This is a genomic window from Mucilaginibacter sp. P19, assembly GCF_050632265.1.
GTDB classification, from domain to species: Bacteria; Bacteroidota; Bacteroidia; order Sphingobacteriales; family Sphingobacteriaceae; genus Mucilaginibacter; species Mucilaginibacter gossypii.
In genome coordinates, this window is sequence record NZ_CP192586.1 from 1 (window position 1) to 23,318 (window position 23,318).

14 protein-coding genes, 2 tRNA genes, 3 rRNA genes and 1 pseudogene are annotated in these 23,318 nt (G+C 45.1%); 13 read left to right on the forward strand and 7 right to left on the reverse strand.

Annotated features, from left to right (window positions below):
* The first annotated feature begins 676 nt into the window (after nt 1-676).
* The 6 genes from ACQ86K_RS00005 (at nt 677) to ACQ86K_RS00030 (ending at nt 9,047) form a co-directional block, all read left to right on the forward strand.
* A 16S ribosomal RNA gene (locus tag ACQ86K_RS00005) occupies nt 677-2,197 on the forward strand.
* Between the two features lie 212 nt (nt 2,198-2,409).
* Nucleotides 2,410-2,484 (forward strand) — tRNA-Ile (locus ACQ86K_RS00010).
* 85 nt (nt 2,485-2,569) lie between these two features.
* Nucleotides 2,570-2,646 (forward strand) — tRNA-Ala (locus ACQ86K_RS00015).
* 225 nt (nt 2,647-2,871) lie between these two features.
* Nucleotides 2,872-5,751, forward strand: a 23S ribosomal RNA gene (locus ACQ86K_RS00020).
* A gap of 233 nt (nt 5,752-5,984) precedes the next feature.
* Nucleotides 5,985-6,096 (forward strand): 5S ribosomal RNA (gene rrf, locus ACQ86K_RS00025).
* Together the 16S, 23S and 5S rRNA genes with 2 tRNA genes alongside form the textbook arrangement of a ribosomal RNA operon.
* A gap of 533 nt (nt 6,097-6,629) precedes the next feature.
* The gene (locus ACQ86K_RS00030; RefSeq protein WP_091175742.1) at nt 6,630-9,047 is read left to right on the forward strand and encodes a TIM-barrel domain-containing protein; all 2,418 of its coding nucleotides are present in this window, start codon (nt 6,630-6,632) and stop codon (nt 9,045-9,047) included.
* 121 nt (nt 9,048-9,168) lie between these two features.
* On the opposite strand, the gene ACQ86K_RS00035 is transcribed toward ACQ86K_RS00030, so the two are convergent.
* The 4 genes from ACQ86K_RS00035 to ACQ86K_RS00050 form a co-directional block, all read right to left on the reverse strand.
* On the reverse strand, nt 9,169-9,939 hold the full coding sequence (locus tag ACQ86K_RS00035) for a TerC family protein (RefSeq protein ID WP_091175738.1): 771 nt from the start codon (nt 9,937-9,939) through the stop codon (nt 9,169-9,171).
* 90 nt (nt 9,940-10,029) lie between these two features.
* Nucleotides 10,030-11,865 (reverse strand): glutamine--fructose-6-phosphate transaminase (isomerizing), encoded by a 1,836-nt coding sequence (glmS, locus tag ACQ86K_RS00040; RefSeq protein WP_091175736.1) that lies wholly within the window; start codon nt 11,863-11,865, stop codon nt 10,030-10,032.
* A 190-nt stretch (nt 11,866-12,055) separates the two neighbouring features.
* Nucleotides 12,056-13,408 carry a DUF4270 family protein gene (locus ACQ86K_RS00045; RefSeq protein ID WP_208102400.1) on the reverse strand — a complete coding sequence of 451 codons (1,353 nt, stop codon included), beginning with the start codon at nt 13,406-13,408 and terminating at the stop codon, nt 12,056-12,058.
* 66 nt (nt 13,409-13,474) lie between these two features.
* A complete protein-coding gene (locus ACQ86K_RS00050) occupies nt 13,475-14,299 on the reverse strand; it encodes a glycogen/starch synthase (RefSeq protein WP_091175730.1) in 825 nt (274 codons plus the stop codon).
* Between the two features lie 153 nt (nt 14,300-14,452).
* Here ACQ86K_RS00050 and panC point away from each other — a divergent pair, with 153 nt between their 5' ends.
* The 3 genes from panC to ACQ86K_RS00065 all read left to right on the forward strand — a co-directional run bounded on the left by panC (nt 14,453) and on the right by ACQ86K_RS00065 (nt 16,759).
* Nucleotides 14,453-15,283, forward strand: coding sequence for a pantoate--beta-alanine ligase (gene panC, locus ACQ86K_RS00055; protein ID WP_091175727.1), 831 nt, complete (start codon nt 14,453-14,455; stop codon nt 15,281-15,283).
* Nucleotides 15,284-15,411: 128 nt separating this feature from the next.
* Nucleotides 15,412-15,762, forward strand: a complete 351-nt coding sequence (gene panD / locus ACQ86K_RS00060) for an aspartate 1-decarboxylase (RefSeq protein WP_090534618.1) — start codon at nt 15,412-15,414, stop codon at nt 15,760-15,762.
* Nucleotides 15,763-15,787: 25 nt separating this feature from the next.
* Entirely contained in the window at nt 15,788-16,759 is a 972-nt protein-coding gene (locus tag ACQ86K_RS00065; RefSeq protein ID WP_091175723.1) for an energy transducer TonB, read from the forward strand.
* 2 nt (nt 16,760-16,761) lie between these two features.
* Here the strand turns inward: ACQ86K_RS00065 and ACQ86K_RS00070 are convergent, their stop codons facing one another.
* Nucleotides 16,762-17,289 carry a hypothetical protein gene (locus tag ACQ86K_RS00070; protein WP_091175720.1) on the reverse strand — a complete coding sequence of 176 codons (528 nt, stop codon included), beginning with the start codon at nt 17,287-17,289 and terminating at the stop codon, nt 16,762-16,764.
* Nucleotides 17,290-17,620: 331 nt separating this feature from the next.
* Here ACQ86K_RS00070 and carB point away from each other — a divergent pair.
* The 3 genes and pseudogenes from carB (at nt 17,621) to ACQ86K_RS00085 (ending at nt 21,184) form a co-directional block, all read left to right on the forward strand.
* Nucleotides 17,621-20,438 (forward strand): annotated as a pseudogene (gene carB / locus ACQ86K_RS00075) (carbamoyl-phosphate synthase large subunit).
* Between the two features lie 99 nt (nt 20,439-20,537).
* Nucleotides 20,538-20,804, forward strand: coding sequence for a hypothetical protein (locus ACQ86K_RS00080; RefSeq protein ID WP_431199524.1), 267 nt, complete (start codon nt 20,538-20,540; stop codon nt 20,802-20,804).
* A 53-nt stretch (nt 20,805-20,857) separates the two neighbouring features.
* Nucleotides 20,858-21,184, forward strand: coding sequence for a hypothetical protein (locus tag ACQ86K_RS00085; RefSeq protein WP_431199525.1), 327 nt, complete (start codon nt 20,858-20,860; stop codon nt 21,182-21,184).
* Nucleotides 21,185-21,207: 23 nt separating this feature from the next.
* On the opposite strand, the gene ACQ86K_RS00090 is transcribed toward ACQ86K_RS00085, so the two are convergent.
* Together ACQ86K_RS00090 and ACQ86K_RS00095 are read right to left on the reverse strand one after the other, a co-directional pair.
* Nucleotides 21,208-21,498, reverse strand: a complete 291-nt coding sequence (locus tag ACQ86K_RS00090) for a DUF4920 domain-containing protein (RefSeq protein ID WP_431200762.1) — start codon at nt 21,496-21,498, stop codon at nt 21,208-21,210.
* Entirely contained in the window at nt 21,474-21,671 is a 198-nt protein-coding gene (locus ACQ86K_RS00095; protein WP_431199526.1) for a hypothetical protein, read from the reverse strand. Before ACQ86K_RS00095 ends, ACQ86K_RS00090 begins: the two co-directional genes overlap by 25 nt.
* A gap of 223 nt (nt 21,672-21,894) precedes the next feature.
* Here ACQ86K_RS00095 and ACQ86K_RS00100 point away from each other — a divergent pair, with 223 nt between their 5' ends.
* Nucleotides 21,895-23,265, forward strand: coding sequence for an NHL repeat-containing protein (locus ACQ86K_RS00100; protein ID WP_091175710.1), 1,371 nt, complete (start codon nt 21,895-21,897; stop codon nt 23,263-23,265).
* The last annotated feature ends 53 nt before the right edge of the window (nt 23,266-23,318 follow it).

Genomic DNA, 23,318 nt, shown 5'->3' on the forward strand with positions numbered 1-23,318 from the left:
TTGTATAAACTTTTTCTCGTTGATGTATAGTTAGTTAAGGAAACATTAAGAAAAATAGTAAAGAATAATTTGGAGAAGGCGTAAAAGTGGCTACCTTTGCAGCCCGCAAACGAGGAAGTGAGTTAGCCGGGTTAGTACATTAAAAGGATAGAAAAGTAAAGGAAAAAAAGATTAAAATCTTTTTGTGGGAATGAAAAAAAATCCACACCTTTGCAGCCCGCAAAAGAGGAAAAGGAGAGAGCGAAGCGGGTCTGAAACTTTGAAAAATAAAAAATAAAAAAGTTTTGGAAATAAGAAAAGGTTTTCTACCTTTGCAGACCCAAACGGAAGGGAGCTTGAAAGAGCGAAAGAAGTTGAGGCTGAGCGAGTTCAGTCAATAAGAGAAGGAAGAAAGTTAACAATAGTTAATGAGTAAAACAAAAGAGCCGAAAGCGATTTTCGGGGAAACAAACTGACAAGTTAAGCGATGAAAATTGCGACGACATAATAGCTGATTCGGATGATGAAGCGAGCAAGTTCTTTTAAGAAATGGAAATCATGTAGCGTAACGGGAGATTAACCAAGGCTAAGGCTGAGGAAGATTGAAGAGTTACAAAAAGAAGAGAGGCTGTATAAAGATATAATAATACAGATTCTATTAATTAATAATAGGGTCAGTGGTTAAACAAAACATTTTACAATGGAGAGTTTGATCCTGGCTCAGGATGAACGCTAGCGGCAGGCCTAATACATGCAAGTCGGACGGGATAGGAGAGCTTGCTTTCCTTGAGAGTGGCGCACGGGTGCGTAACACGTATGTAACCTACCTTGATCAGGGGGATAGCCTCTCGAAAGAGAGATTAAGACCGCATAACATTATGATATGGCATCGTATTATAATCAAATATTTATAGGATCAAGATGGGCATGCGCAACATTAGCTAGTTGGTGTGGTAACGGCATACCAAGGCGACGATGTTTAGGGGATCTGAGAGGATGACCCCCCACACTGGTACTGAGACACGGACCAGACTCCTACGGGAGGCAGCAGTAAGGAATATTGGTCAATGGACGGAAGTCTGAACCAGCCATGCCGCGTGCAGGAAGACGGCCCTACGGGTTGTAAACTGCTTTTGCAGGGGAATAAACCTCGATACGTGTATCGAGTTGAATGTACCTTGAGAATAAGGATCGGCTAACTCCGTGCCAGCAGCCGCGGTAATACGGAGGATCCAAGCGTTATCCGGATTTATTGGGTTTAAAGGGTGCGTAGGCGGCTTTTTAAGTCAGGGGTGAAAGACGGTAGCTCAACTATCGCAGTGCCCTTGATACTGAAGAGCTTGAATGTACTTGAGGTAGGCGGAATGTGACAAGTAGCGGTGAAATGCATAGATATGTCACAGAACACCAATTGCGAAGGCAGCTTACTAAAGTATGATTGACGCTGAGGCACGAAAGCGTGGGGATCAAACAGGATTAGATACCCTGGTAGTCCACGCCCTAAACGATGAACACTCGATGTTGGCGATATACGGTCAGCGTCTAAGCGAAAGCGTTAAGTGTTCCACCTGGGGAGTACGCCCGCAAGGGTGAAACTCAAAGGAATTGACGGGGGCCCGCACAAGCGGAGGAGCATGTGGTTTAATTCGATGATACGCGAGGAACCTTACCCGGGCTTGAAAGTTAGTGAATGTGACAGAGACGTCACAGTTCTTCGGAACACGAAACTAGGTGCTGCATGGCTGTCGTCAGCTCGTGCCGTGAGGTGTTGGGTTAAGTCCCGCAACGAGCGCAACCCCTATGTTTAGTTGCCAGCATTTAAGGTGGGGACTCTAAACAGACTGCCTATGCAAATAGAGAGGAAGGAGGGGACGACGTCAAGTCATCATGGCCCTTACGTCCGGGGCTACACACGTGCTACAATGGATGGTACAGAGGGCAGCTACCTGGCAACAGGATGCCAATCTCTTAAAGCCATTCACAGTTCGGATCGGGGTCTGCAACTCGACCCCGTGAAGTTGGATTCGCTAGTAATCGCGTATCAGCAATGACGCGGTGAATACGTTCCCGGGCCTTGTACACACCGCCCGTCAAGCCATGGAAGCTGGAAGTGCCTGAAGTGCGTAACCGCAAGGAGCGTCCTAGGGTAAAGTCGGTAACTGGGGCTAAGTCGTAACAAGGTAGCCGTACCGGAAGGTGTGGCTGGAATACCTCCTTTCTGGAGCAGGATCTCTGAGTAATTCGGAACTGTTACCTACATGATATTTCTTAAAACACAAACAAAAAGACAAAAGGAAACCCAGAAGATGAAGCCATCTGTGGAATGTGCAAACGCAAGTAAGTACAGGACAAGTGGCAGTAAGCAGTGGCAGCAGCAGTAGGCAGAAAAGTCCTGCAAACTGCAACTGATAACTGCAACTAAAAACAAATAGTCCTGTAGCTCAGCTTGGTTAGAGCACTACACTGATAATGTAGGGGTCAGCAGTTCAAATCTGCTCGGGACTACAAAAAAGGAAGAAAGGGAAAAGGATAAAGGCAAAAGGTAAGAAAACCTTTCAGCTTTAACCTTTCAGTTTTCACCTCATCTAACGGGGGATTAGCTCAGCTGGCTAGAGCACCTGCCTTGCACGCAGGGGGTCAACGGTTCGAATCCGTTATTCTCCACCAAGTATTCTACAGTAACTATAATATAGGTTACGCTACAGATGAAAACTAACGTTCTTTGACATATTGGAAGAAGTAATTGAAAACAAGAGAAAACAACAGATAGAGACGTTGTTAGGTTCAATACTACAAAGAGACAAAGCAGCAATGCAATGACTCAATGAAATAATGACTTAATGACTGATCTAAAATAAAGACATACCTTGCGGCGCAAAAGGCGCAAGAGTAGAAGAAAGTAAGAAAGGGTACACGGGGGATGCCTTGGCTCTCAGAGGCGAAGAAGGACGTGATAAGCTGCGATAAGCTGCGGGGATTAGCAAATATGAATTAATCCGCAGATTTCCGAATGGGGAAACCTAGTTATTTGAAGAATAACTGCATAAATGCGCTAACCTGCCGAACTGAAACATCTAAGTAAGCAGAGGAAGAGAAAACAATAGTGATTTCCAGAGTAGTGGCGAGCGAAATGGAAGAAGCCCAAACCTGTTATGTTACGGCATAGCAGGGGTTGTAGGACCACAACATGAATATTAAATAGAACCGGAACGGGGTGGGAAACCCGGCCATAGAGCATGAGAGCTGCGTACGGGTAATAGATAATAGGATAGTGGTATCCTGAGTACCGCGAGGTCGGAGACGCCTTGTGGGAATTTGCCGGCACCATCCGGTAAGGCTAAATACTCCTGAGAGACCGATAGTGAACCAGTACCGTGAGGGAAAGGTGAAAAGAACCCCGAACAGGGGAGTGAAATAGAACCTGAAACCGTGTACTTACAAGCGGTCGGAGCCTGGCAACGGGTGACGGCGTGCCTTTTGCATAATGAGCCTACGAGTTACTCTTCCCTGGCAAGGTTAAGTGTTTAAGACACGGATCCGAAGCGAAAGCGAGTCTGAAAAGGGCGTATAGTCAGGGGAGGTAGACGCGAAACCTTGTGATCTACCCATGGGCAGGTTGAAGGTGCCGTAACAGGTACTGGAGGACCGAACCGATAAACGTTGAAAAGTTTCCGGATGACTTGTGGGTAGGGGTGAAAGGCTAATCAAACTGGGAAATAGCTCGTACTCCCCGAAATGTTTTTAGGAACAGCCTGGCGGTTGAGTTATAAAGAGGTAGAGCTACTAATTGGGTGCGGGGGAGTCAAATCCTACCAAATCCAGATAAACTCCGAATGCTTTATAATATACGCTGGAGTGAGGCTATGGGTGCTAAGGTCCATGGCCGAGAGGGAAAGAACCCAGACCATCAGCTAAGGTCCCTAAATTATTGCTAAGTTGAACTAACGAGGTCCGATTGCACAGACAGCTAGGATGTTGGCTTGGAAGCAGCCATTCATTTAAAGAGTGCGTAACAGCTCACTAGTCGAGCGATCGGGCATGGATAATAAACGGGCATCAAGCAGTATACCGAAGCTATGGATTCATATTAATATGACTGGTAGGGGAGCATTCTATTATCCGGCGAAGCAGGAAGGTAACTGACTGTGGAGGGAATAGAAAAGCAAATGTAGGCATAAGTAACGATAAGGCGGGAGAGAAACCCGCCCACCGAAAGACTAAGGTTTCCTGATCAACGCTAATCGGATCAGGGTTAGTCGGGGCCTAAGGTGAAGCCGACAGGCGTAGCCGATGGACAACTGGTTAATATTCCAGTACTTTTTATTACTGCGATGCGGTGACGGAGTAGTGACACTGACGCGAACTGACGGAATAGTTCGTTAAAGGCTGTAGGTATAGAGTTTGTAGTTAAGTACGCAGACTTTGCTGAAAGCTGATAGTACACCAAATCTTCGGACAAGGTGATAGTTCAGGTAATCAGACTTCCAAGAAAACCCGCTAAGCTTCAGGTAATAAAAACCCGTACCGTAAACCGACACAGGTAGTCGAGGAGAGAATCCTAAGGTGCTCGAGTGAATCATGGCTAAGGAACTCGGCAAAATGGCCCTGTAACTTCGGGAGAAGGGGCGCTGGCAGCAATGTCAGCCGCAGTGAAAAGGCCCAGGCGACTGTTTAACAAAAACACATGGCTTTGCAAAATCGCAAGATGACGTATAAGGCCTGACACCTGCCCGGTGCTGGAAGGTTAAGAGGGGATGTTAGTCGCAAGGCGAAGCATTGAATCGAAGCCCCAGTAAACGGCGGCCGTAACTATAACGGTCCTAAGGTAGCGAAATTCCTTGTCGGGTAAGTTCCGACCTGCACGAATGGTGTAACGATCTGGGCGCTGTCTCAGCCATGAGCTCGGTGAAATTGTGGTATCGGTGAAGACGCCGGTTACCCGCAACGGGACGGAAAGACCCCATGCACCTTCACTATAGCTTAACATTGATATCGGATACAGGATGTGTAGGATAGGTGGGAGACTGTGATCCAGCTTCGCTAGGAGTTGGTTAGTCAACGTTGAAATACCACCCTTTCTGTATTTGGTGTCTAACTCTACAAAGTGGAGAACATTGTTTGGCGGGTAGTTTGACTGGGGTGGTCGCCTCCAAAAAGGTAACGGAGGCTTTCAAAGGTAAGCTCAGTACGCTTGGTAACCGTACGCGGAGTGCAATAGCATAAGCTTGCTTGACAGTGAGACAGACAAGTCGAGCTGGGTCGAAAGACGGATATAGTGATCCGGTGGTTCTGCATGGAAGGGCCATCGCTCAAAGGATAAAAGGTACGCTGGGGATAACAGGCTGATCTCCCCCAAGAGCTCATATCGACGGGGAGGTTTGGCACCTCGATGTCGGCTCGTCACATCCTGGGGCTGGAGAAGGTCCCAAGGGTTGAGCTGTTCGCTCATTAAAGTGGCACGCGAGCTGGGTTCAGAACGTCGCGAGACAGTTCGGTCCCTATCTGTTGTGGGCGTAGGAAGTTTGAGTGGGGCTGACCTTAGTACGAGAGGACCGGGTTGGACTAACCTCTGGTGAATCTGTTATGCCGCCAGGTGTACTGCAGAGTAGCTACGTTGGGAATAGATAAGCGCTGAAAGCATCTAAGTGCGAAACTAGCCACAAGATGAGACTTCCATTGAGGGTCGTAGGAGACTACTACGTTGATAGGTTACAGGTATAAAGGTGGTGACATCATAGCCGAGTAATACTAATTGCCCGAAGCTTTCTTCAGATAGAAAAACGTTCACTGGTTTATTTGTTCAGTAGTTCATTGGTAGCAATATCGTAGAATGAGGAATAAGTGAGCCGGTGACAACAAAAACAACAATGCTGTTGTTTTCTCTTACATTCAATCACTTCTTTCAATAATATGTCATTGTTCAGGCGAAAGGCCAAAGGATAGAGGCAAAAGGTAAGAAAACCTTTGACCTTTTACCTTTCAGCTTTCACCTCAACAAAAGAAATTCAGGTGCCTATATCGGCGGTGTCTACCTCTTCCCATTCCGAACAGAGAAGTCAAGCCCGCCAGAGCCGATGGTACTGCGGTAAAACGTGGGAGAGTAGGTCGGTGCCACCCTTTATCACTTTCAATAGTGCAATAATCGCAAAAGCCTTAGCTAATTACTAAGGCTTTTTGCGTTATTGGCCTTTGATAAGCCCTCTGTCCCGCCACGCTACTATTCACCCAATAGCCGATTGCAGGCATCGACCCGGTTACAACCCACGGCCCATTTTTATAGGTGTGAACACTTGTTAAACCCTGCAGGATAATTGTATCTGATAACTAACTGGTTATAATCCTGCCAAAATCTCCTTACAACCGGCATGAGCAGAATGGTATTGGTAATCAGTAATTTATAAAACTTCATTCCATTAGTAGAATACCCTGTTTTAAACATTTGAACACTGACCATACAGTGTCACCATTTGGCTTAAAAATGCGTGGCAAATTGTATCACTTTTAAGATATACCCAATATCCGGGGCTTATAGTGGCTAGCTGATAATTCAACATTAAAAAAATTACTCCAATTAAAAAAAGTACGCTATATTCACGGTGTCAAATTAAGTGTTAATCTCACACTCAGTATAAACCAAATCAGTGATAGTCATGATGTTTAAAAAGGTATTTCATAAAGGCGCAAAAGTTAGGCAATCGATTGCGTGGTTTGTTTTTCTTTTAGCTGGCATGTCTGCCATGCCGGCTATAGCAGTTATTAAATCTTTCAAAAAGGCAGCTGATGGGGTTACTTTCACGCTCGACAAAGGTTTGATGAAAGTGCTTATCCGCAGGGACGATATCATCGAAGTAAAATATACCATCTTTGATGCTTTTGAGATCAAGCCGTCATTGGTTGTGAATAATAAATGGGTTCAGCACTCACCGTACCAGGTTACTGATGGGAAAACCGAGGTGGTTATTACTACGGCAAAGCTGAAAGTAAAGATCAATAAGGCTACGAATGCCATCACCTATACTGATTTGAAGGGTAACGTGATTACTGCCGAAGACAGCGACAATAAATCCATTACTCCAGCAACCATCGCAGGGATCAGCACTTATAACGTTACTACCCAATTTGCGTCGCCTAAAGATGAGGCCCTGTTCGGTTTAGGTTGCCATCCTTTAGATTCCATGTCGATCAATTATAAAGGCCGTAACCAGGACCTGGCTATCAAATATCTTACCGGCGCTATCCCAGTACTGTTGTCAACAAAGGGCTATGGCTTGATGTGGGATAACTATTCGGCCAGTAATTTTTATGGTGCCGAAGCGGATAACACTAAATTTAAATATGTATCGGAAAGCGGTAAGCAGGTTGATTATTTCTTTTTTTACGGGCCGGGCTTTGACCATATCATCGATCTTTATCGCACAGCTACCGGTAAAGCGCCGATGTTTGGTAAATGGGCTTATGGCTTGTTTCAATCGCAAGACAGGTACCTGAGCGAGGACGAAATCCTTACCGTAAAGGATAATTACCGCAATAACCATATCCCGGTTGACGTGATTGTACAGGATTGGTACTACTGGGACCCATTGCCGATAGGCTCACATGTAATGAAACCGGAACGTTACCCGCATCCGCAAAAATTGGTTGATGCTTTACACGCAGCCAATATCCATGCTATGATCTCTATCTGGCCGGTGTTTGGTAAAGGCACCCCTAATTATGATGCGCTGAACAAAATGGGAGGTTTAACCGATATCACCTGGGATAACGTGGTTACCCACACTTTTGATACTTATTATGATGCCCACAACCCTAAAGCCCGTGAGCTTTACTGGGACCAGGCCCGCGACAGCCTCATTAAACGTTACGGCTGGGATGCCTGGTGGATTGACCAGTGTGAGCCGGATAATGGCGCTTTACTTGACGCCCGCCGTCAAAGTAATTTTGCCATTGGTAAAGGCATCGACTATTTTAACACTTATTCATTACAGCATACTAAAGGCGTATACGAAGGCTGGCGCAGGGATATCCCGGGTAAGCGCGCTTTCTTTTTGGTAAGGCAGTCGTTCGCCGGTGAGCAGCGCAACGCCTCTACGTTATGGTCGAGCGATATTGAATGTACTTTTCATGATTTTAAAGACCAGGTGCCACAGGGCATCAACGCCTGTACCTCCGGCATCCCTTACTGGACGTCAGACATCGGCGGCTATCATTACCACTGGAAACCTGCCGATTGGTCGCAGCCGGATAAACGGGAGTTATTTACCCGCTGGTTTCAGTTTGGTACGTTTTGCCCTATTTTTCGAATCCACGGTAAAGGTGAGCGAGCCATCTTCAGCAAAAACTGGGACGAAAATACAAGGTCGATCCTGCTTAATTTTGACAAGCTCCGTTATCGTTTGATGCCCTACATTTATTCACTGGCAGGCCGTGTAACTAACGATAACTATACCATTATGCGTTCGCTGGCTTTTGATTACCGCGGCGACAGCAAGGTTTACGGTATTCCTGACCAGTATATGTTCGGGCCGGCCTTTATGGTTAACCCGGTAACCGAACAACTATATACTTCAAGTGATGCAGATAAAAAAGCCAAGGCGCGCCAGGTTTACCTGCCTGCCGCCAGCAAATGGTATAACTTCTGGACAGGCGAACTGCTTGACGGTGGCCAAACCATCAGCGCTGCGGCACCTATCGAGATTTTGCCGTTATATGTAAAAGCGGGCTCAATTATACCAATGGGCCCGGATGTTGAATACGCAACCGAAAAACCAAACAGCAATATTGAGCTTCGCATCTATCCCGGCGCTGATGCTTCATTTAAGTTTTACGAGGATGAAAACGATAACTACAATTACGAAAAAGGACAATCAGCTACGTTTACATTAAGCTGGAACGATAAAACACGTAAACTTAGCATATCTGATACTAAAGGCCATTTTCCGGGCCAGCTGAAAAGCCGTACGTTTAACATTGTGATGGTTAAAGGCGCCCATGGCTCGGATGTAGCTTTAACTGCCAAGGCTGATAAGGTTGTTAAATATGCAGGTAAAGCGGTGGTAGTGGCGCTATAGTGCGTCATTTGAGTCATTAGGATTTTCTCCCATTATGTCATTATAAGCGTAGCGCGGCAATCGCACGGAAGCATAACCGCTTTATATAGCATGCGATTGCCGCGCTACGCTCGCAATGAAATTACTTATTGTTTTGTCCTTTCTTTCCCTTATTCGCTTTCATTTTTAAATTCAGCATCTCTACCAAAACAGAGAACGCCATGGCAAAATAGATATAACCTTTTGGGATATGCTGTTCAAAAGCTTCGGCCAAAAGCGAAACGCCAATCAGCAGCAGGAATGATAGCGCCAGCATTTTTACGGTTGGGTGCTTGTTTACAAACGATGCTACCCCGTTTGATGCCCACATCATAATACCTACGGCTATAACAACGGCTAAGATCATGATTTCCACATGGCTGGCCATTCCTACCGCGGTGATCACCGAGTCGAGCGAGAAAACGATATCCAACAGCATGATCTGAATTATGGTACCCCAAAACGAATGTTTCTTTACATTGCCTTCTGCCTCTTCTTCGCCTTCAATTTTATGATGGATTTCGGCGGTGCTTTTGTAAATCAAGAATAAACCGCCGATGATGAGGATAAGATCGCGGCCGGAAATAGCCAGTTTCTCAACCCATTCGGCATCCGTAATACTGAAAATGGAGCTTAGGTTAAACAAGGGCGCTGTTAAAGTCATTACCCAACTGATGGATAACAACAGCAGCACACGGGTGATCATGGCCATACCAAGACCAACCCTCCGGCCTTTGCTTTGCTGACTGGCGGGAAGTTTATCGGACAGGATTGAGATAAATACAATGTTATCGATGCCTAAAACAATCTCCAGTAAGGTTAGTGTGATTAAGGAGATCCATGATTCGGCGTGTTCGAAAATTTCAAAACTCATAGGTTGCAGGTATTTGTTTCTTCCCAAAAATAACAAAACCCCTGCCGTTACTGGTAGGGGTTTGCAAAAAATTAGGTTTATAACTGGTTTTTATTCAACTGTAACTGATTTTGCCAGGTTACGGGGCTGATCAACGTTACAGCCGCGCATCACGGCTATGTGATAAGCCAGCAACTGCAGCGGAATGGTTGCCACCAGCGGCACAAACGCCTCATTGGTTTGCGGGATCTCTATCACATAATCGGCCATGCCTTTCACTTCGGTATCTCCTTCGGATACAATAGCAATTACGTGGCCTTTGCGGGCTTTTACTTCCTGTATGTTGCTGATCACCTTTTCGTATGATGAATGTTTGGTGGCAATGAACACCACTGGCATCTCGTCGTCAATTAAGGCGATAGGGCCATGTTTCATCTCGGCGGCGGGATAACCTTCGGCATGGATGTAGGAGATCTCCTTGAGCTTTAAAGCGCCTTCCAGGGCTACAGGGAATGAGCTGCCCCTGCCCAGGAACAGGCAATTGGTCGAATCTTTAAACCGGGCTGCAATTTGCCGGATATGTTCGTTTAATTTCAAGGCCTCCTGTACCAGGTTAGGGATCTCGTTTAAGCCGGTTAAATATTCAACCATTTTGCTTTGGGTAATTTTACCCCGCTGCTGGGCTATATAAAAAGCTATTAGTGTTAGCACGCTTACCTGGGCGGTGAAGGCTTTGGTAGATGCTACACCAATTTCGGGCCCGGCATGGGTATAAACGCCCGCATGCGTTAAACGCGGAATAGATGCACCGACCACATTACAAATGCCGAAAATGGTAGCGCCTTTTTCCTTAGCCAGTTCAATGGCGGCCATGGTATCTGCTGTCTCTCCCGATTGGGAAATAGCTATCACCAGGTCTTTTTCAGTAATGATTGGGTTGCGGTACCTGAACTCGGAGGCATATTCAACTTCTACCGGCACACGTGCGTATTCCTCAATCAGGTATTCGCCCACCAACCCGGCATGCCAGGAGGTGCCACAGGCTACGATAATGATCCTGTCAACATTTTTAAGTTTCTCGGTGTATTCCTTAATGCCGCCCAACTGAACTTTGCCCTGCTGGGGGTAAATACGGCCACGCAGACAATCACGGATGGAACGGGGCTGCTCATAGATCTCTTTCATCATGAAATGGTCGTAGCCGCCTTTCTCCAGCATTTCCAGTTTTAAGTCCAGTTCCTGGATATAGGGTGTTTGTACCGAGTTGTCGATGTTTTTTACCAGCAGGCTTTCGCGGTGTACATAGGCAATTTCGTTATCATTCAGGTAAATTACATTTTTAGTATACTCTACAATAGGTGTAGCGTCCGAAGCTATGAAATATTCGCCTTTGCCTACGCCAATTACCATGGGGCTGCCTTTACGGGCTGCAATAAGCAGATCGGGCTCATCGGCACTCATGATAACGATGGCATATGCGCCTATTACCTTATTTAATGCAACGCGTACGGCGTCCTTCAAATCAAGGCCGGTTGCCTTTTGGATATCCTCAATCAGGTGTATTAAAACCTCGGTATCTGTATCGCTTTTAAAAACGTGGCCTTTAGCTGTAAGTGTTTCCTTGATCACGCCATAGTTTTCAATAATACCATTGTGGATAATGGTAAGCCTCCTGTCGCCCGACGAATGGGGGTGCGAGTTACGGTCGCTCGGTTCGCCGTGGGTGGCCCAGCGGGTATGGCCCATCCCTATTGTCCCCTTCATTTCAATTCCCTTCACAAAATTTTCAAGGTCCTCAACCTTGCCGGCCTTTTTATAAACTTTAAGGTCATGATCAAGCAGGGCAACACCGGCACTGTCATAGCCCCGGTATTCGAGCCTGTGAAGCCCTTTTATAACGATAGGGTAAGCATCCCTGAATCCTATATAACCAACAATTCCGCACATAAAATAATCAAGTATAAATGTTAAACGCCGCAAAATAAACAGCTATATAACACATATCCGCAATAATTATTTTGATTTTTTTCGAAAATGAGGAAGTTTTGAAATACTTAAAAAAGTATTTTAAGAAGTGTGTTTGTCTTAAACAAAAAAATCCCCTAAGCGGGGATTCTTTTGTTTATTGAGAGATATCTTACTTGCGGACTTTGGTGTAAATGATGTTCATGCGGATGCTGTAACCCGGGGTTGACTTATCGCTCCCCACTATTACCGTGCGGGCTGCCGTTTGTGTTGACGGCGCCACGTCAATACCTGTTGTAGTGTTAACAAGGGTGGTATCAACCGGGGCAATATAAGTGCCGTAATCAACAGTTTTTTTACGGATCAGATCCTGTACAAAAGCTGTAACCAGGAAGTGGTATTCTTTTTTGGTACGATCATAACGGCCGCCAAATAAACTTGTTTGCGAACGCGGGTCACTTGCCGAGGCATCCTGTATTAGTGCCCGTTGTTTGGCTATATCCAGCTTGTACATGGTAAGCTTAGGTAAAGGCGCATAAGGTACACCTGAACCGGCACGTGGTGTTATCACAATTTCGGCACGGTTTAATACTATCGATGAGTCAACAAGCTTGTCAAGGCCCGGGAAACTAAGCTTAGCCCTTAAACCTGCAAGCCCCTGAAGGTAAACCGTATTTTGCGATGTTGTTGTATTATTCAGTGCTGCCTGGATAGTAGTACTGTAGGTATGCGTAATTTCGGCAGCACGGTTAAAGAACGGCAGGGTTACCGATGCTGTATCAATAGTACTGCTTGTAGTACTGGTAGCAGCAGTAACAACTTTATAAAATACATCAATTTGCGATGAGGCCAGATTAAGCTGGATAATACCGCCGGCATCACTGGCCTGTGCCTTGTCTAACGAAAGGTAAAGGCCTTTTACAGTACTTTGAAAAGTTGTTGGTGATGCAAGTACAGCACCACTCGCATTAAACAGGTTATTATAGATAAAGGCTTTACTAAGCGGCACACGTAACTGAGGTGCTACGCGCTGAACGGTATCTAATGTGTCAGTACGGATGCGTGCTATGGTGATACTATCGTGCGTACGGGCTGTGAAGGTCTTAGAACCAAGCAAAGTGCCCAGGTCGGCATCCCAGTGATTATTACTATAGTAGGTTTTGCTTTCTACCTTTTGTTGAAGCTGGTACACGTTTATTTTATAGCGTGAAGCCAGCGAATCGCCATAAAAACCGTCCGAATATCTAAGCACAAGTACAGCCGAGTCAATTGTCAGGGTGCCTGCAGGAACAGTGTAAGCGGCGCCGTTAGGCAGGTTAACACCTAAAGCAACAATACTTTTTGTTGTGCCGAATACCGGGTCGGTAAAGTTGGCAAGCGGTGTCCGGGTTTGACCCGAGGTAGCCGCGGTATCATCAACAACAGTGTTAATAACGATGTTGGTATCAACTATCAGGTTGCCATTGATCTCGTTTTGATCATTGACGCCCAAACCAATACCATCCTGGCGTTTACAACTGTTCAAAATAAAAAGACTTATTAACAGGGTCAATAAGTCTAATCGGAAAAATTTCATATATAATATTAAGTCTTATGCAACATCCACCAATTCGTCGTTGGTAATTTCGTCGTAAAAATTGTAATAATTTTCGAAATCTGCGGTAGAATCAAATTCTAAAACCGATTTATTGCTGTTTTTAACATTATTTAACACATCTGCATCAATATCGGGGCTGCCCAAAACAATACCGTCTGAGTAGTGGATTGCACCGGCATACAGCGCCGAATTGGTGCCGCCTTTGTACGGCTCCACATGCTGCTCATTCATATTGCTCATGATGGCTTTTGTAGCAAAGTCATTGTGCAATTGCTCTTTAAAATCATTTTCATAAATAGAGTAAATGATTTTTGAGTGCTTAAATGTAGGGTCGTCTTTGTAGGTTGTTTTCAGATAAGCAGGCACAAGCGCGCTCATCCAGCCATGGCAATGGATCACATCCGGCGCCCAGCCTAATTTTTTAACAGTTTCTAATGCACCTTTGCAAAAGAAGATCATACGCTCGTCATTGTCGGCGTAAAATTTACCTTCCTTGTCTGCAAAAACATGCTTACGCTGAAAATATTCTTCATTATCCAAAAAATACACCTGCATACGCGCCGCCGGGATAGATGCTACTTTGATGATCAGCGGGTTATCATTATCGTCGATAATAATATTCATACCCGACAACCTGATCACTTCATGAAGCCTGTTCCTGCGCTCATTGATATTGCCGAAACGCGGCATAAGGATACGGATCTCGTAACCTTTCTCCTGCATGGCCTGCGGAAGTTGGCGTGTTATTTCAGCAATTTTTGTGAGTTCAAGGAAAGGGGACATTTCATGAGTTATAAACAAAAGCTTAGATTTACCCATCACTAAATCAGTATTTAAAATGTAAAGAAGTCAAAAAATTTGAGTTTGCAAATATAACTATTATTATATAAACTGCCAACGAATTATGCAAGTAACTTTTGGTTATTTTTAATCAATTGTACACCTTTGCCAAATTTTGTAACACCTATTACGTTGAAAATATTCAGCACTAAAAACGAGATAACCGATTATTTTAACCGTAAGCCGGTAAAAGTAATTGGCTTTGTACCAACCATGGGCGCATTGCATAAAGGGCACCTGGGTTTAATTGAACTGGCAAAGCAGCAAAGCACCCAGGTTGTTTGCAGCATTTTTGTAAACCCCACCCAGTTTAATGACCCCAAGGACCTTGAAAAATACCCTCGCCCCATTACTGACGATATCCGCCGCCTTGAGGAAGTTAACTGCGATATTTTGTTTAATCCGCAGGTTACCGAGATGTATGCTGATAATGAAAAATGGCATTTTGACATGGGCGATCTGGAATACCTGCTGGAAGGAAAATTCAGACCAGGGCATTATCAGGGGGTTACTCAGGTAGTAAATAAGCTGTTCAATATTGTAAAGCCCGATATCGCTTTTTTTGGGCAGAAGGATTATCAGCAGTTTATGGTGATTAATAAAATGGTTGAGGTGCTGAAGATGCCCGTTAAGCTGGTGATGTGCCCGATTGAGCGTGAACCTGATGGCCTGGCCATGAGCTCAAGGAACATCCACCTAACCCCGTATGACAGAGAACACTCGCTCATTCTCTCCAAAGCACTTAACTGGGTTAAGGAAAACTTCGATATTAACAAAATTGACACCCTGCAGCAGCAGGCAGGTCAAATGATCAGCAACGAACCCGGCGTTGAGCTGGAGTATTTTGAAATAGCCGATGGCAAAACACTGCATCATGCCACCCCCGCATCCGAAACTATTGTTGCCCTTGTTGCAGCACGCGTAGGTAAAACAAGATTGATTGATAATGTGTTGATTTCTTAGTCGATAGCCCATAGTCGATAGTCCAGGGACGCTTCAGTAGACTGGTTATCCGGCCGATGGAAAATCTTTTACAATCTATGGACTATCGACTATGGACTATCGACTAAATTTATTCCTAACTTTGCGCCATGATAATTGAAATATTAAAGTCCAAAATTCACCGGGTTAAGGTAACGCAGGCGGAGTTGAATTACGTGGGCAGTATCACTATTGATGAAGACCTGATTGAGGCTGCAAATATCATCCCCAACGAAAAGGTTCAGATAGTGAACAATAATAACGGCGCCCGCTTTGAAACCTATGTTATCAAAGGCGAACGCGGAACAGGCACTGTATGCCTTAACGGCGCTACTGCCCGCCTGGCACAGGTTGGCGATATCGTGATCATTATGTCATACGCCTACATGGAGGTTGAAGAAGCCCGGAATTATGAGCCAATTTTGATATTTCCCGATTCAGATAATAAATTGATTAAGTAAATTAGCGGCGCCTAAGCCGCAATTTATGAAACCGCTTTTTACAATCACCCTTTTTCTTCTTATTACAACCGGGGCCTATGCCCAGCGCCAAAACGTTTACTTTATAAAAAATAACGGTAAGTATGTTGGTATACGTGATAGCGCCGACTATATCCGTGTGGTGCGTGAGCCAGACTCGGCTTCAACGCTGTATAATGTTTTTGAATTTTATGCTAACGGAACTCAAAAACTTATTGGCAAATCGAGCAAGATTAACCCGCCGCAATTTGAAGGGCAATGTGTTACTTACTATGCTAATGGCAAAAAGCAATCGGTTATCAGCTATAAAAACGGGGTAAAGGCAGGTGAGGATATGGAATTTTATCCCAATGGCAGGTTATACGCGCAGTTTTCGTATCCCGAAGATAATAAAGACCGTACAGCCGACAGGTCTGGCAATTACCTCATCATAGCCAATAAAGATTCGTTGGGAAACGACCAGGTTTCTGAAGGTAATGGCTACTTTAAAGGTTACGATAACAAATTTGGTTATGTTGAAGAAGAAGGACCTGTAAAAGGCGGTAAACGCGATGGACAGTGGAAAGGTGATTTTCAAGACTTCAAAACTACTTTTACCGAAATTTATGATAACGGGGGGTTGATATCAGGCACAGCGACAACTAAAGAGGGAAAAGTTAATACTTACCTGAAATCTCGTGGGGTGCCTCCGCAATTTAAAGGCGGACTTGAGCGGTTCGGCAGGTTTTTATCAAATAATATCAAATATCCCGATGATGCCCTTCGTAAGGGTATTGAAGGTACTGTGGTACTTTCTTTCGTTGTAGAAAAGGATGGAACATTAACAGATATTAAAGTGAGTAAATCTGTTGCTCCCATTATTGATGATGAAGCTGTGCGGGTGCTCAATAACTCGCCAAAATGGGTTCCGGGAACACAATTTGGCGTTCCGGTTAGGGTTAGATACAGCGTGCCGGTTTCTTTTGCGATAGGCAGGTAAGCTTAATTAGCCGGGTACGATCCAATTCCTAATGATACTTTCAGGCTGGCATCAGTTGCCGTCGCTTTACGCAGGCGGTAAACCATCCGGATGCGCACGCTTGGCTGGCGCACCAGTTCGTCTAAAAAGTGAGAGTTGTCAATGTCAAGTACTATGCTGTTGCCGGCATTGGGGCTTATATCTTTACGTATAGCCACCATCACCTCTTCACTGCCATCGTTTTTAGCCATGTATATCCTTAATGACGCTATATTGCCAATGTTATAATCTGATGGGTCGCTCGACTGCAGTTTGGCTGATATGATGCGTACCTCGCTTATCCTGCTGGCATTATTGCCATCTTTAGTAAAATCCTGGTCAAAGCTGTTACCCGTGCTTATTGCAGTTTGCGCCTCATCAACTTTGGCCGACGCCGGAATAACCATGGTTGCAGTATATGGAAATGTTGATTTAACAACTGATTGCAGCATGGCGCAGCTGCCAAAAAATAAAATAGCCGCAAGCAATATAAAAACAGGCTTCTTTATCATAGTTCTTAAATATAAAAAGTATTTGCGGTTTCACGCAATTACAGGTTCAATTGGAAATTACAGGCCGGTCTGCAAGTAAATATAGTGAGATTTTACGGAAATAGTGAGCCTATTGTTTTAAGAAAATGTGCCCCGAAACTTAAAAAATGCCGGGTGTTATTGCTGTAATATTAAATGTGAAAAAAAACATGAATGGTGTTTGTTAAAACTCTATCTTTGCACCCCGACGCTGAAGTCGGGATTTCTTGGCTTTCAGCGCATAGGAAAAACCGTTTAAAGGCTTAAATGCCTTTGACTTTTGACTTAGAACTTTTGACTTAAAAAAAGCCCTATGCCCAAAGACACCTCCATCAAATCCGTTCTGATCATTGGCTCCGGCCCAATCATTATCGGCCAGGCTTGCGAATTTGATTATTCCGGTTCACAAGCCGCTCTCTCGCTAAAAGAAGAAGGCATCTCCGTTTCTATTATTAACAGCAATCCGGCAACTATCATGACGGATAAAGTTATCAGCGACCATGTTTATCTTCTGCCGCTCACTTGCGAAAGCATTGAGAAAATTTTAACCGAACAGCAGATAGACGCTGTGCTGCCTACCATGGGCGGTCAAACCGCGTTGAATCTTTGTATCGAAGCGTCTGAACGCGGCATATGGGAAAAGTATGGCGTTAAGGTTATCGGTGTAGATATTGCTGCCATCGAAAAAACCGAAAACCGCGAGGCGTTCCGCCAGCTGATGGTTGATATCGGCGTAGGGGTTGCCAAATCAAAAATCGCCAACTCTTTCCTTGAAGGTAAAGAAGGCGCGCAGGAAATTGGCTTCCCGCTGGTTATTCGCCCAAGCTACACACTGGGTGGTAAAGGTGCAGGTTTTGTTCACAGAAAGGAAGATTTTGATGCCGCCCTTAACCGTGGCTTACAGGCTTCACCAACCCATGAGGTATTGGTTGAGCAGGCTGTGTTAGGCTGGAAAGAATACGAATTGGAGTTGCTGCGCGATAGCAACGATAACGTAATCATTATCTGCTCTATCGAGAACTTTGATCCGATGGGTATCCACACCGGCGACTCGATCACTGTAGCCCCTGCCATGACCCTCAGCGATCGTTGCTACCAGGAAATGCGTAACCAGGCTATCAAAATGATGCGTGCCATTGGTAACTTTGCCGGTGGTTGTAACGTTCAGTTCTCGGTAAACCCTGCTGACAGAAGCGATCATCGCTATTGAGATCAACCCGCGTGTATCCCGTTCATCGGCTCTTGCTTCAAAAGCTACCGGTTACCCTATCGCTAAAATTGCTGCAAAGCTTGCTATAGGTTATAACCTCGACGAAATTGAAAACCAGATCACCAAAACAACCTCGGCTTACTTTGAGCCAACTTTGGATTACGTGATCGTTAAAATACCTCGCTGGAACTTTGATAAGTTCAAAGGCGCTAACAAAGAACTTGGCCTGCAGATGAAATCGGTAGGTGAAGTTATGGGTATCGGCCGCAGCTTTACCGAGGCTTTACAAAAAGCCTGTCAAAGTTTGGAGATCGGTCGTGCCGGCTTAGGTGCCGACGGTCGCCAGAGCCGTAACCTCGAAGAGATCATGGCCAGCCTGGAGCACCCAAGCTGGGACAGATTGTTCCATATTTATGATGCGTTGAGCCTTGGCGTGCCTATCGAGTCGGTACGTAAAGCAACCAAAATCGACCGCTGGTTCCTGAACCAGATCCAGGACCTGGTTAACCTTGAAACAGAACTTCGCCGCTACTCACTGAACAATGTTCCTGAAGAGTTCCTGTATACCCTGAAACAAAAAGGGTTCTCAGACGTACAAATCGCCCACATTTTGGGTAACGTAACCGAGGAAGATGTGTACCAGCGCCGTAAGGCTTTAGGGATGCACCGCGTTTACAAAATGGTTGATACCTGCGCCGCCGAGTTCCCTGCTAAAACTCCATACTATTATTCAAGCTATGAAGGCGAAAACGAATCGGTAGCATCTGACAAGAAAAAGATCATCGTGTTGGGCTCGGGCCCTAACCGTATAGGCCAGGGTATCGAGTTCGATTACAGCTGTGTGCATGGCTTACTCGCCGCTAAAGAAGCAGGTTTTGAAGCCATCATGGTTAACTGTAACCCTGAAACCGTATCAACCGACTTTAACATGGCCGATAAGCTGTACTTTGAGCCGGTTTACTGGGAGCATGTACGCGAGATCATCGAGCTTGAAAAGCCGTATGGTGTAATTGTTCAGTTGGGTGGCCAAACAGCCCTTAAAATGGCCGAAAAAATGCACGAGCACGGCATCCGGATCATTGGCACATCATTCAATGATATGGACATCGCGGAAGATCGCGGCCGGTTCTCTGACCTTTTGAAACACCTTGACATTCCATATCCAAAATATGGAGTAGCTGAAAGCGCTGAAGAAGCACTTGAAGTTGCCCACAAGGTTGGTTACCCGGTACTTGTACGCCCAAGCTACGTATTAGGCGGCCAGGGTATGAGCATTGTGATCAATGATGAAGACCTGGAAAAAGCGGTAGTAAGCCTGCTGCGCAACCTGCCCGGTAACCGTGTACTGATCGACCACTTCCTTGACCGTGCCGCCGAGGCCGAATCTGATTCGATCAGCGATGGTGAGGATGTACACATCATTGGTATGATGGAGCACATCGAGCCTGCCGGTATCCACTCAGGCGACTCATACGCTGTACTGCCTCCGTTCGATCTGTCGGATAATGTAATTCACCAGATAGAAGAATATACCAAAAAGATAGCTAAAGCGCTTAACGTACGCGGTTTGCTTAACATACAGTTCGCGGTTAAGGATGATAAGGTGTATGTGATTGAGGCCAACCCGCGTGCTTCGCGTACGGTGCCTTTCATCGCCAAGGCTTACGATGTGCCATATATCAACATAGCCACAAAGGTTATGCTTGAAGCCAATAAGCTGAGCGACTTTACCATCGAACGCAAGCTTTGGGGGTATGCCATTAAAGAACCGGTGTTCTCGTTTGATAAGTTCCCTGAAGTTACCAAGGAGCTCGGCCCTGAAATGAAATCAACAGGTGAGGCTATCCGCTTTATCCCTAACCTGCAGGACCCATACTTCAGGCATCTGTACAAAGAGAAATCAATGTATTTGAGTAAATAATTAAAACATTAAATTGCAGCCTTTGTAGTTTAATTGCTAATAACGTGAACCTGCAACCCTAATTGCAGGTTCACTATTGTTGTATTTAGTTGCTATAGATTGAAAGTTAATACGGCTAATGGTCAGGAAATCAGCCTGAAGAGTGTTGATCCTGAAGATATGGATGATGTTTTAGTGAAAATTGAAAAATCATTTAACATCAGTTTGAACGATACATCGGTAAACGATGTGCAAAACTTTGGTAAACTTTGCGACGTTGTTGTTGAAAAGGTAAAAAAACAAATGATGGCTGTACCACGCAGCAGGCGTTTTACAAACTCCGTAATGCCATCAATACATCATCGGGGTATGATAAGGATATCATAAAGCCCCAAACCAAACTCGCTGATCTTTTTCCGCGCGATAGCCGTATTGAGGCTGTGGCCGCTATTGAAGAAGAGATGGGTTTCCAGATCCGTTTGCTTCAGCCCAAGCAGTGGATAGTTAACCTTTTTTCCATGATATTGGTGGTTAGCTTTGTTCTGGCCTTTTATTACCTGGCCATAGGTATTGCCGGTATGGTAATAGCCGGGATTGGTTTAAAACTTGCAGGCCGTTTTGGCAAAGAGATGCATGTAAAAACCATCGGCGACCTGGCCGAAAAAATTGCCCGCGAACATTATATGAAATGCAAACGCGAAGCATCTGCAGTAAACAAAAACGAGGTTTCTGAAAAATTAAGGCAGCTCATAGTAACAAACGGGTAGATATTTACCCGGCTTGAATAGCTTTATTTATCTATCATTAATCCTTTTACTTCAAAGCTAACCTTTCGGCCAGGGTTGGCATTTACCTTATGCTGCTTTTTGCCGCTAACCGTATCGCCGGCCATATGCTGCAGGTCATCGGCAATGAATTGTTTAGCAGCTATTCCTGAAATGATTACCGTACGGCCCGCCAACTGCCTGGGAAGGTTTATCCCTGCATTGGTAAAATGGGCAGTTATGACCCGGTTGTTACCCGCATCCATTTCAAACGAGCCGCCTTTTTCTTTGATTACTTTAATAACCCTGCCACTGATGGCCGTGGTGACCCGTGTTTTTTTCCCATAAAAGCTTCCAGTTTGGAGGCGGGCATTAAAGCTATCGTGTCGGGCTTTTCGCCAAATATCATTCCGTGGGGTAGTGGTACATGTTTTTGCGCAATAGCTGTATTGGCTATCAAAAGGGATATGAACAGCGTTATTAGTTTCATAGTAAATTAATAACAGGTATACACCAAAAATGTTGCCGGATTTTGATGATTTTGCCCCCGTGTGGCAGTAGTTAACTGGTTTTATTTGTGTTTGCAGGGCGGTGGAACCTTTTGGTAAGTAATAAGTATGTTAATATTTGTTAAAATGTTACTTTAAAGTAATTTGCTACGTATTGATAAGTTAATTTTGCTTACTTACTACATATAACTTTTAAACTAACTCGTGAAAAAGAGCTTTACCAAAACAATTTTATTTGCCGCGTTTTTATTTGCCGTTGCTTTGGCCGGCACAAGCTGTGGTAAAAAAGGAAACGTTACACCCGTAACCGTGCCTGATTTAACCACAATGGATGTGGTGACTCCCGAAAGTGGAACCATAGCCTATACAGGCGGTTTATTTAATGGATCGACTGACGTGAGCCTGAGCAGCTACGGTATCTGTTACAGCGCTACCAATCAAACTCCTACCACTGCCGATAAGAAAACCACCGATACGGTAATTTTGTACGCTTATACTACAAAGCTTACCGGCTTAAGCCCTAAAACGACTTATTATGCACGCGCATATGCTGTAAACAGCGCGGGTACAGGCTACGGTAAAGTGGTGCAGTTTACCACCGGCGAAGGTACAACATCAACAGGAGGAACAGTTAGCACATTGGCGGGCAATACGGCGGCCGACTTTGTTGACGGTTTGGGCGGCGCCGCTCTTTTCAACAGTCCGCAGGGGATAACCGTGGGTGCCGACGGCAATATTTATGTAGCCGATTCATTTAACAGTGCCATACGCAAAGTTACTGCAGCAGGAGATGTCACTACACTTTCCGGCAATGGTAGCATTGGCTATGTTGACGGCCCTATAGCCGCCGCGCAGTTTTATGCTCCGCAAAGTTTGGTTACGGATGCAACAGGCAATATTTATGTAGCCGATTATGGTAATAATAATATCCGCAAAATTACCCCGGCAGGTGTGGTAAGCACTTTTGCAGGCAGCGGCGATGCCGGATATGCCGATGGTACAGGAACGAAAGCAACGTTTAACAGTCCGCGTGGGTTAGCAATTGATGGCTCCGGAAATATTTTTGTGGCCGATATGGGCAATAACCTGATCCGCAAAATAACCCCGGCGGGTGTTGTTACCACATTTGCAGGCAGCAGGGGTGCGAGCTACCTGGATAATGCAACCGCAACCAGCGCTACTTTCAATAAGCCCAACGGCATAGCTATTGATGCCAATAATAATATATATGTAGCCGAAACGCTTAATCATGCCATTCGTAAAATAACCCCGGCGGGTGTTGTTACTACTTTTGTTGGCGGTAATAAACAAACCGGGATTGTCGGGAGTCCGTCGGCCATTGCGTTTGATAAAAGCGGGAACCTGTTCATAGCCGATCAGAATGGCAGGATCCTGGAGATTACCAAGGATAAAGTGTTAAAAGTAATTGCCGGTAACGGAACAAGCGGTTTTGCAGAAGGTGTGGGCACTGCAGGGATTTTTAATTCGCCGCAGGGTGTTACCGTTGATGTCGGCAACAATGTTTACGTAGCCGACTATTATAACAACCGAATTCGTAAGATTGTGCTGCAATAAGCTTAATTGTTTAAATATTTTCAGCGGGATAGTTTTTCTTTCGGGAAAAATTA

Coding starts and splice junctions, on each gene's coding strand:
- ACQ86K_RS00035 (WP_091175738.1), bottom strand. CDS start 9,939: ATGAGTTTTGAAATTTTCGAACACGCCGAATCATGGATCTCCTTAATC.
- ACQ86K_RS00070 (WP_091175720.1), bottom strand. CDS start 17,289: ATGATAAAGAAGCCTGTTTTTATATTGCTTGCGGCTATTTTATTTTTT.
- ACQ86K_RS00050 (WP_091175730.1), bottom strand. CDS start 14,299: ATGGGTAAATCTAAGCTTTTGTTTATAACTCATGAAATGTCCCCTTTC.
- ACQ86K_RS00030 (WP_091175742.1), top strand. CDS start 6,630: ATGATGTTTAAAAAGGTATTTCATAAAGGCGCAAAAGTTAGGCAATCG.
- ACQ86K_RS00065 (WP_091175723.1), top strand. CDS start 15,788: ATGAAACCGCTTTTTACAATCACCCTTTTTCTTCTTATTACAACCGGG.
- ACQ86K_RS00095 (WP_431199526.1), bottom strand. CDS start 21,671: ATGAAACTAATAACGCTGTTCATATCCCTTTTGATAGCCAATACAGCT.
- glmS (WP_091175736.1), bottom strand. CDS start 11,865: ATGTGCGGAATTGTTGGTTATATAGGATTCAGGGATGCTTACCCTATC.
- panD (WP_090534618.1), top strand. CDS start 15,412: ATGATAATTGAAATATTAAAGTCCAAAATTCACCGGGTTAAGGTAACG.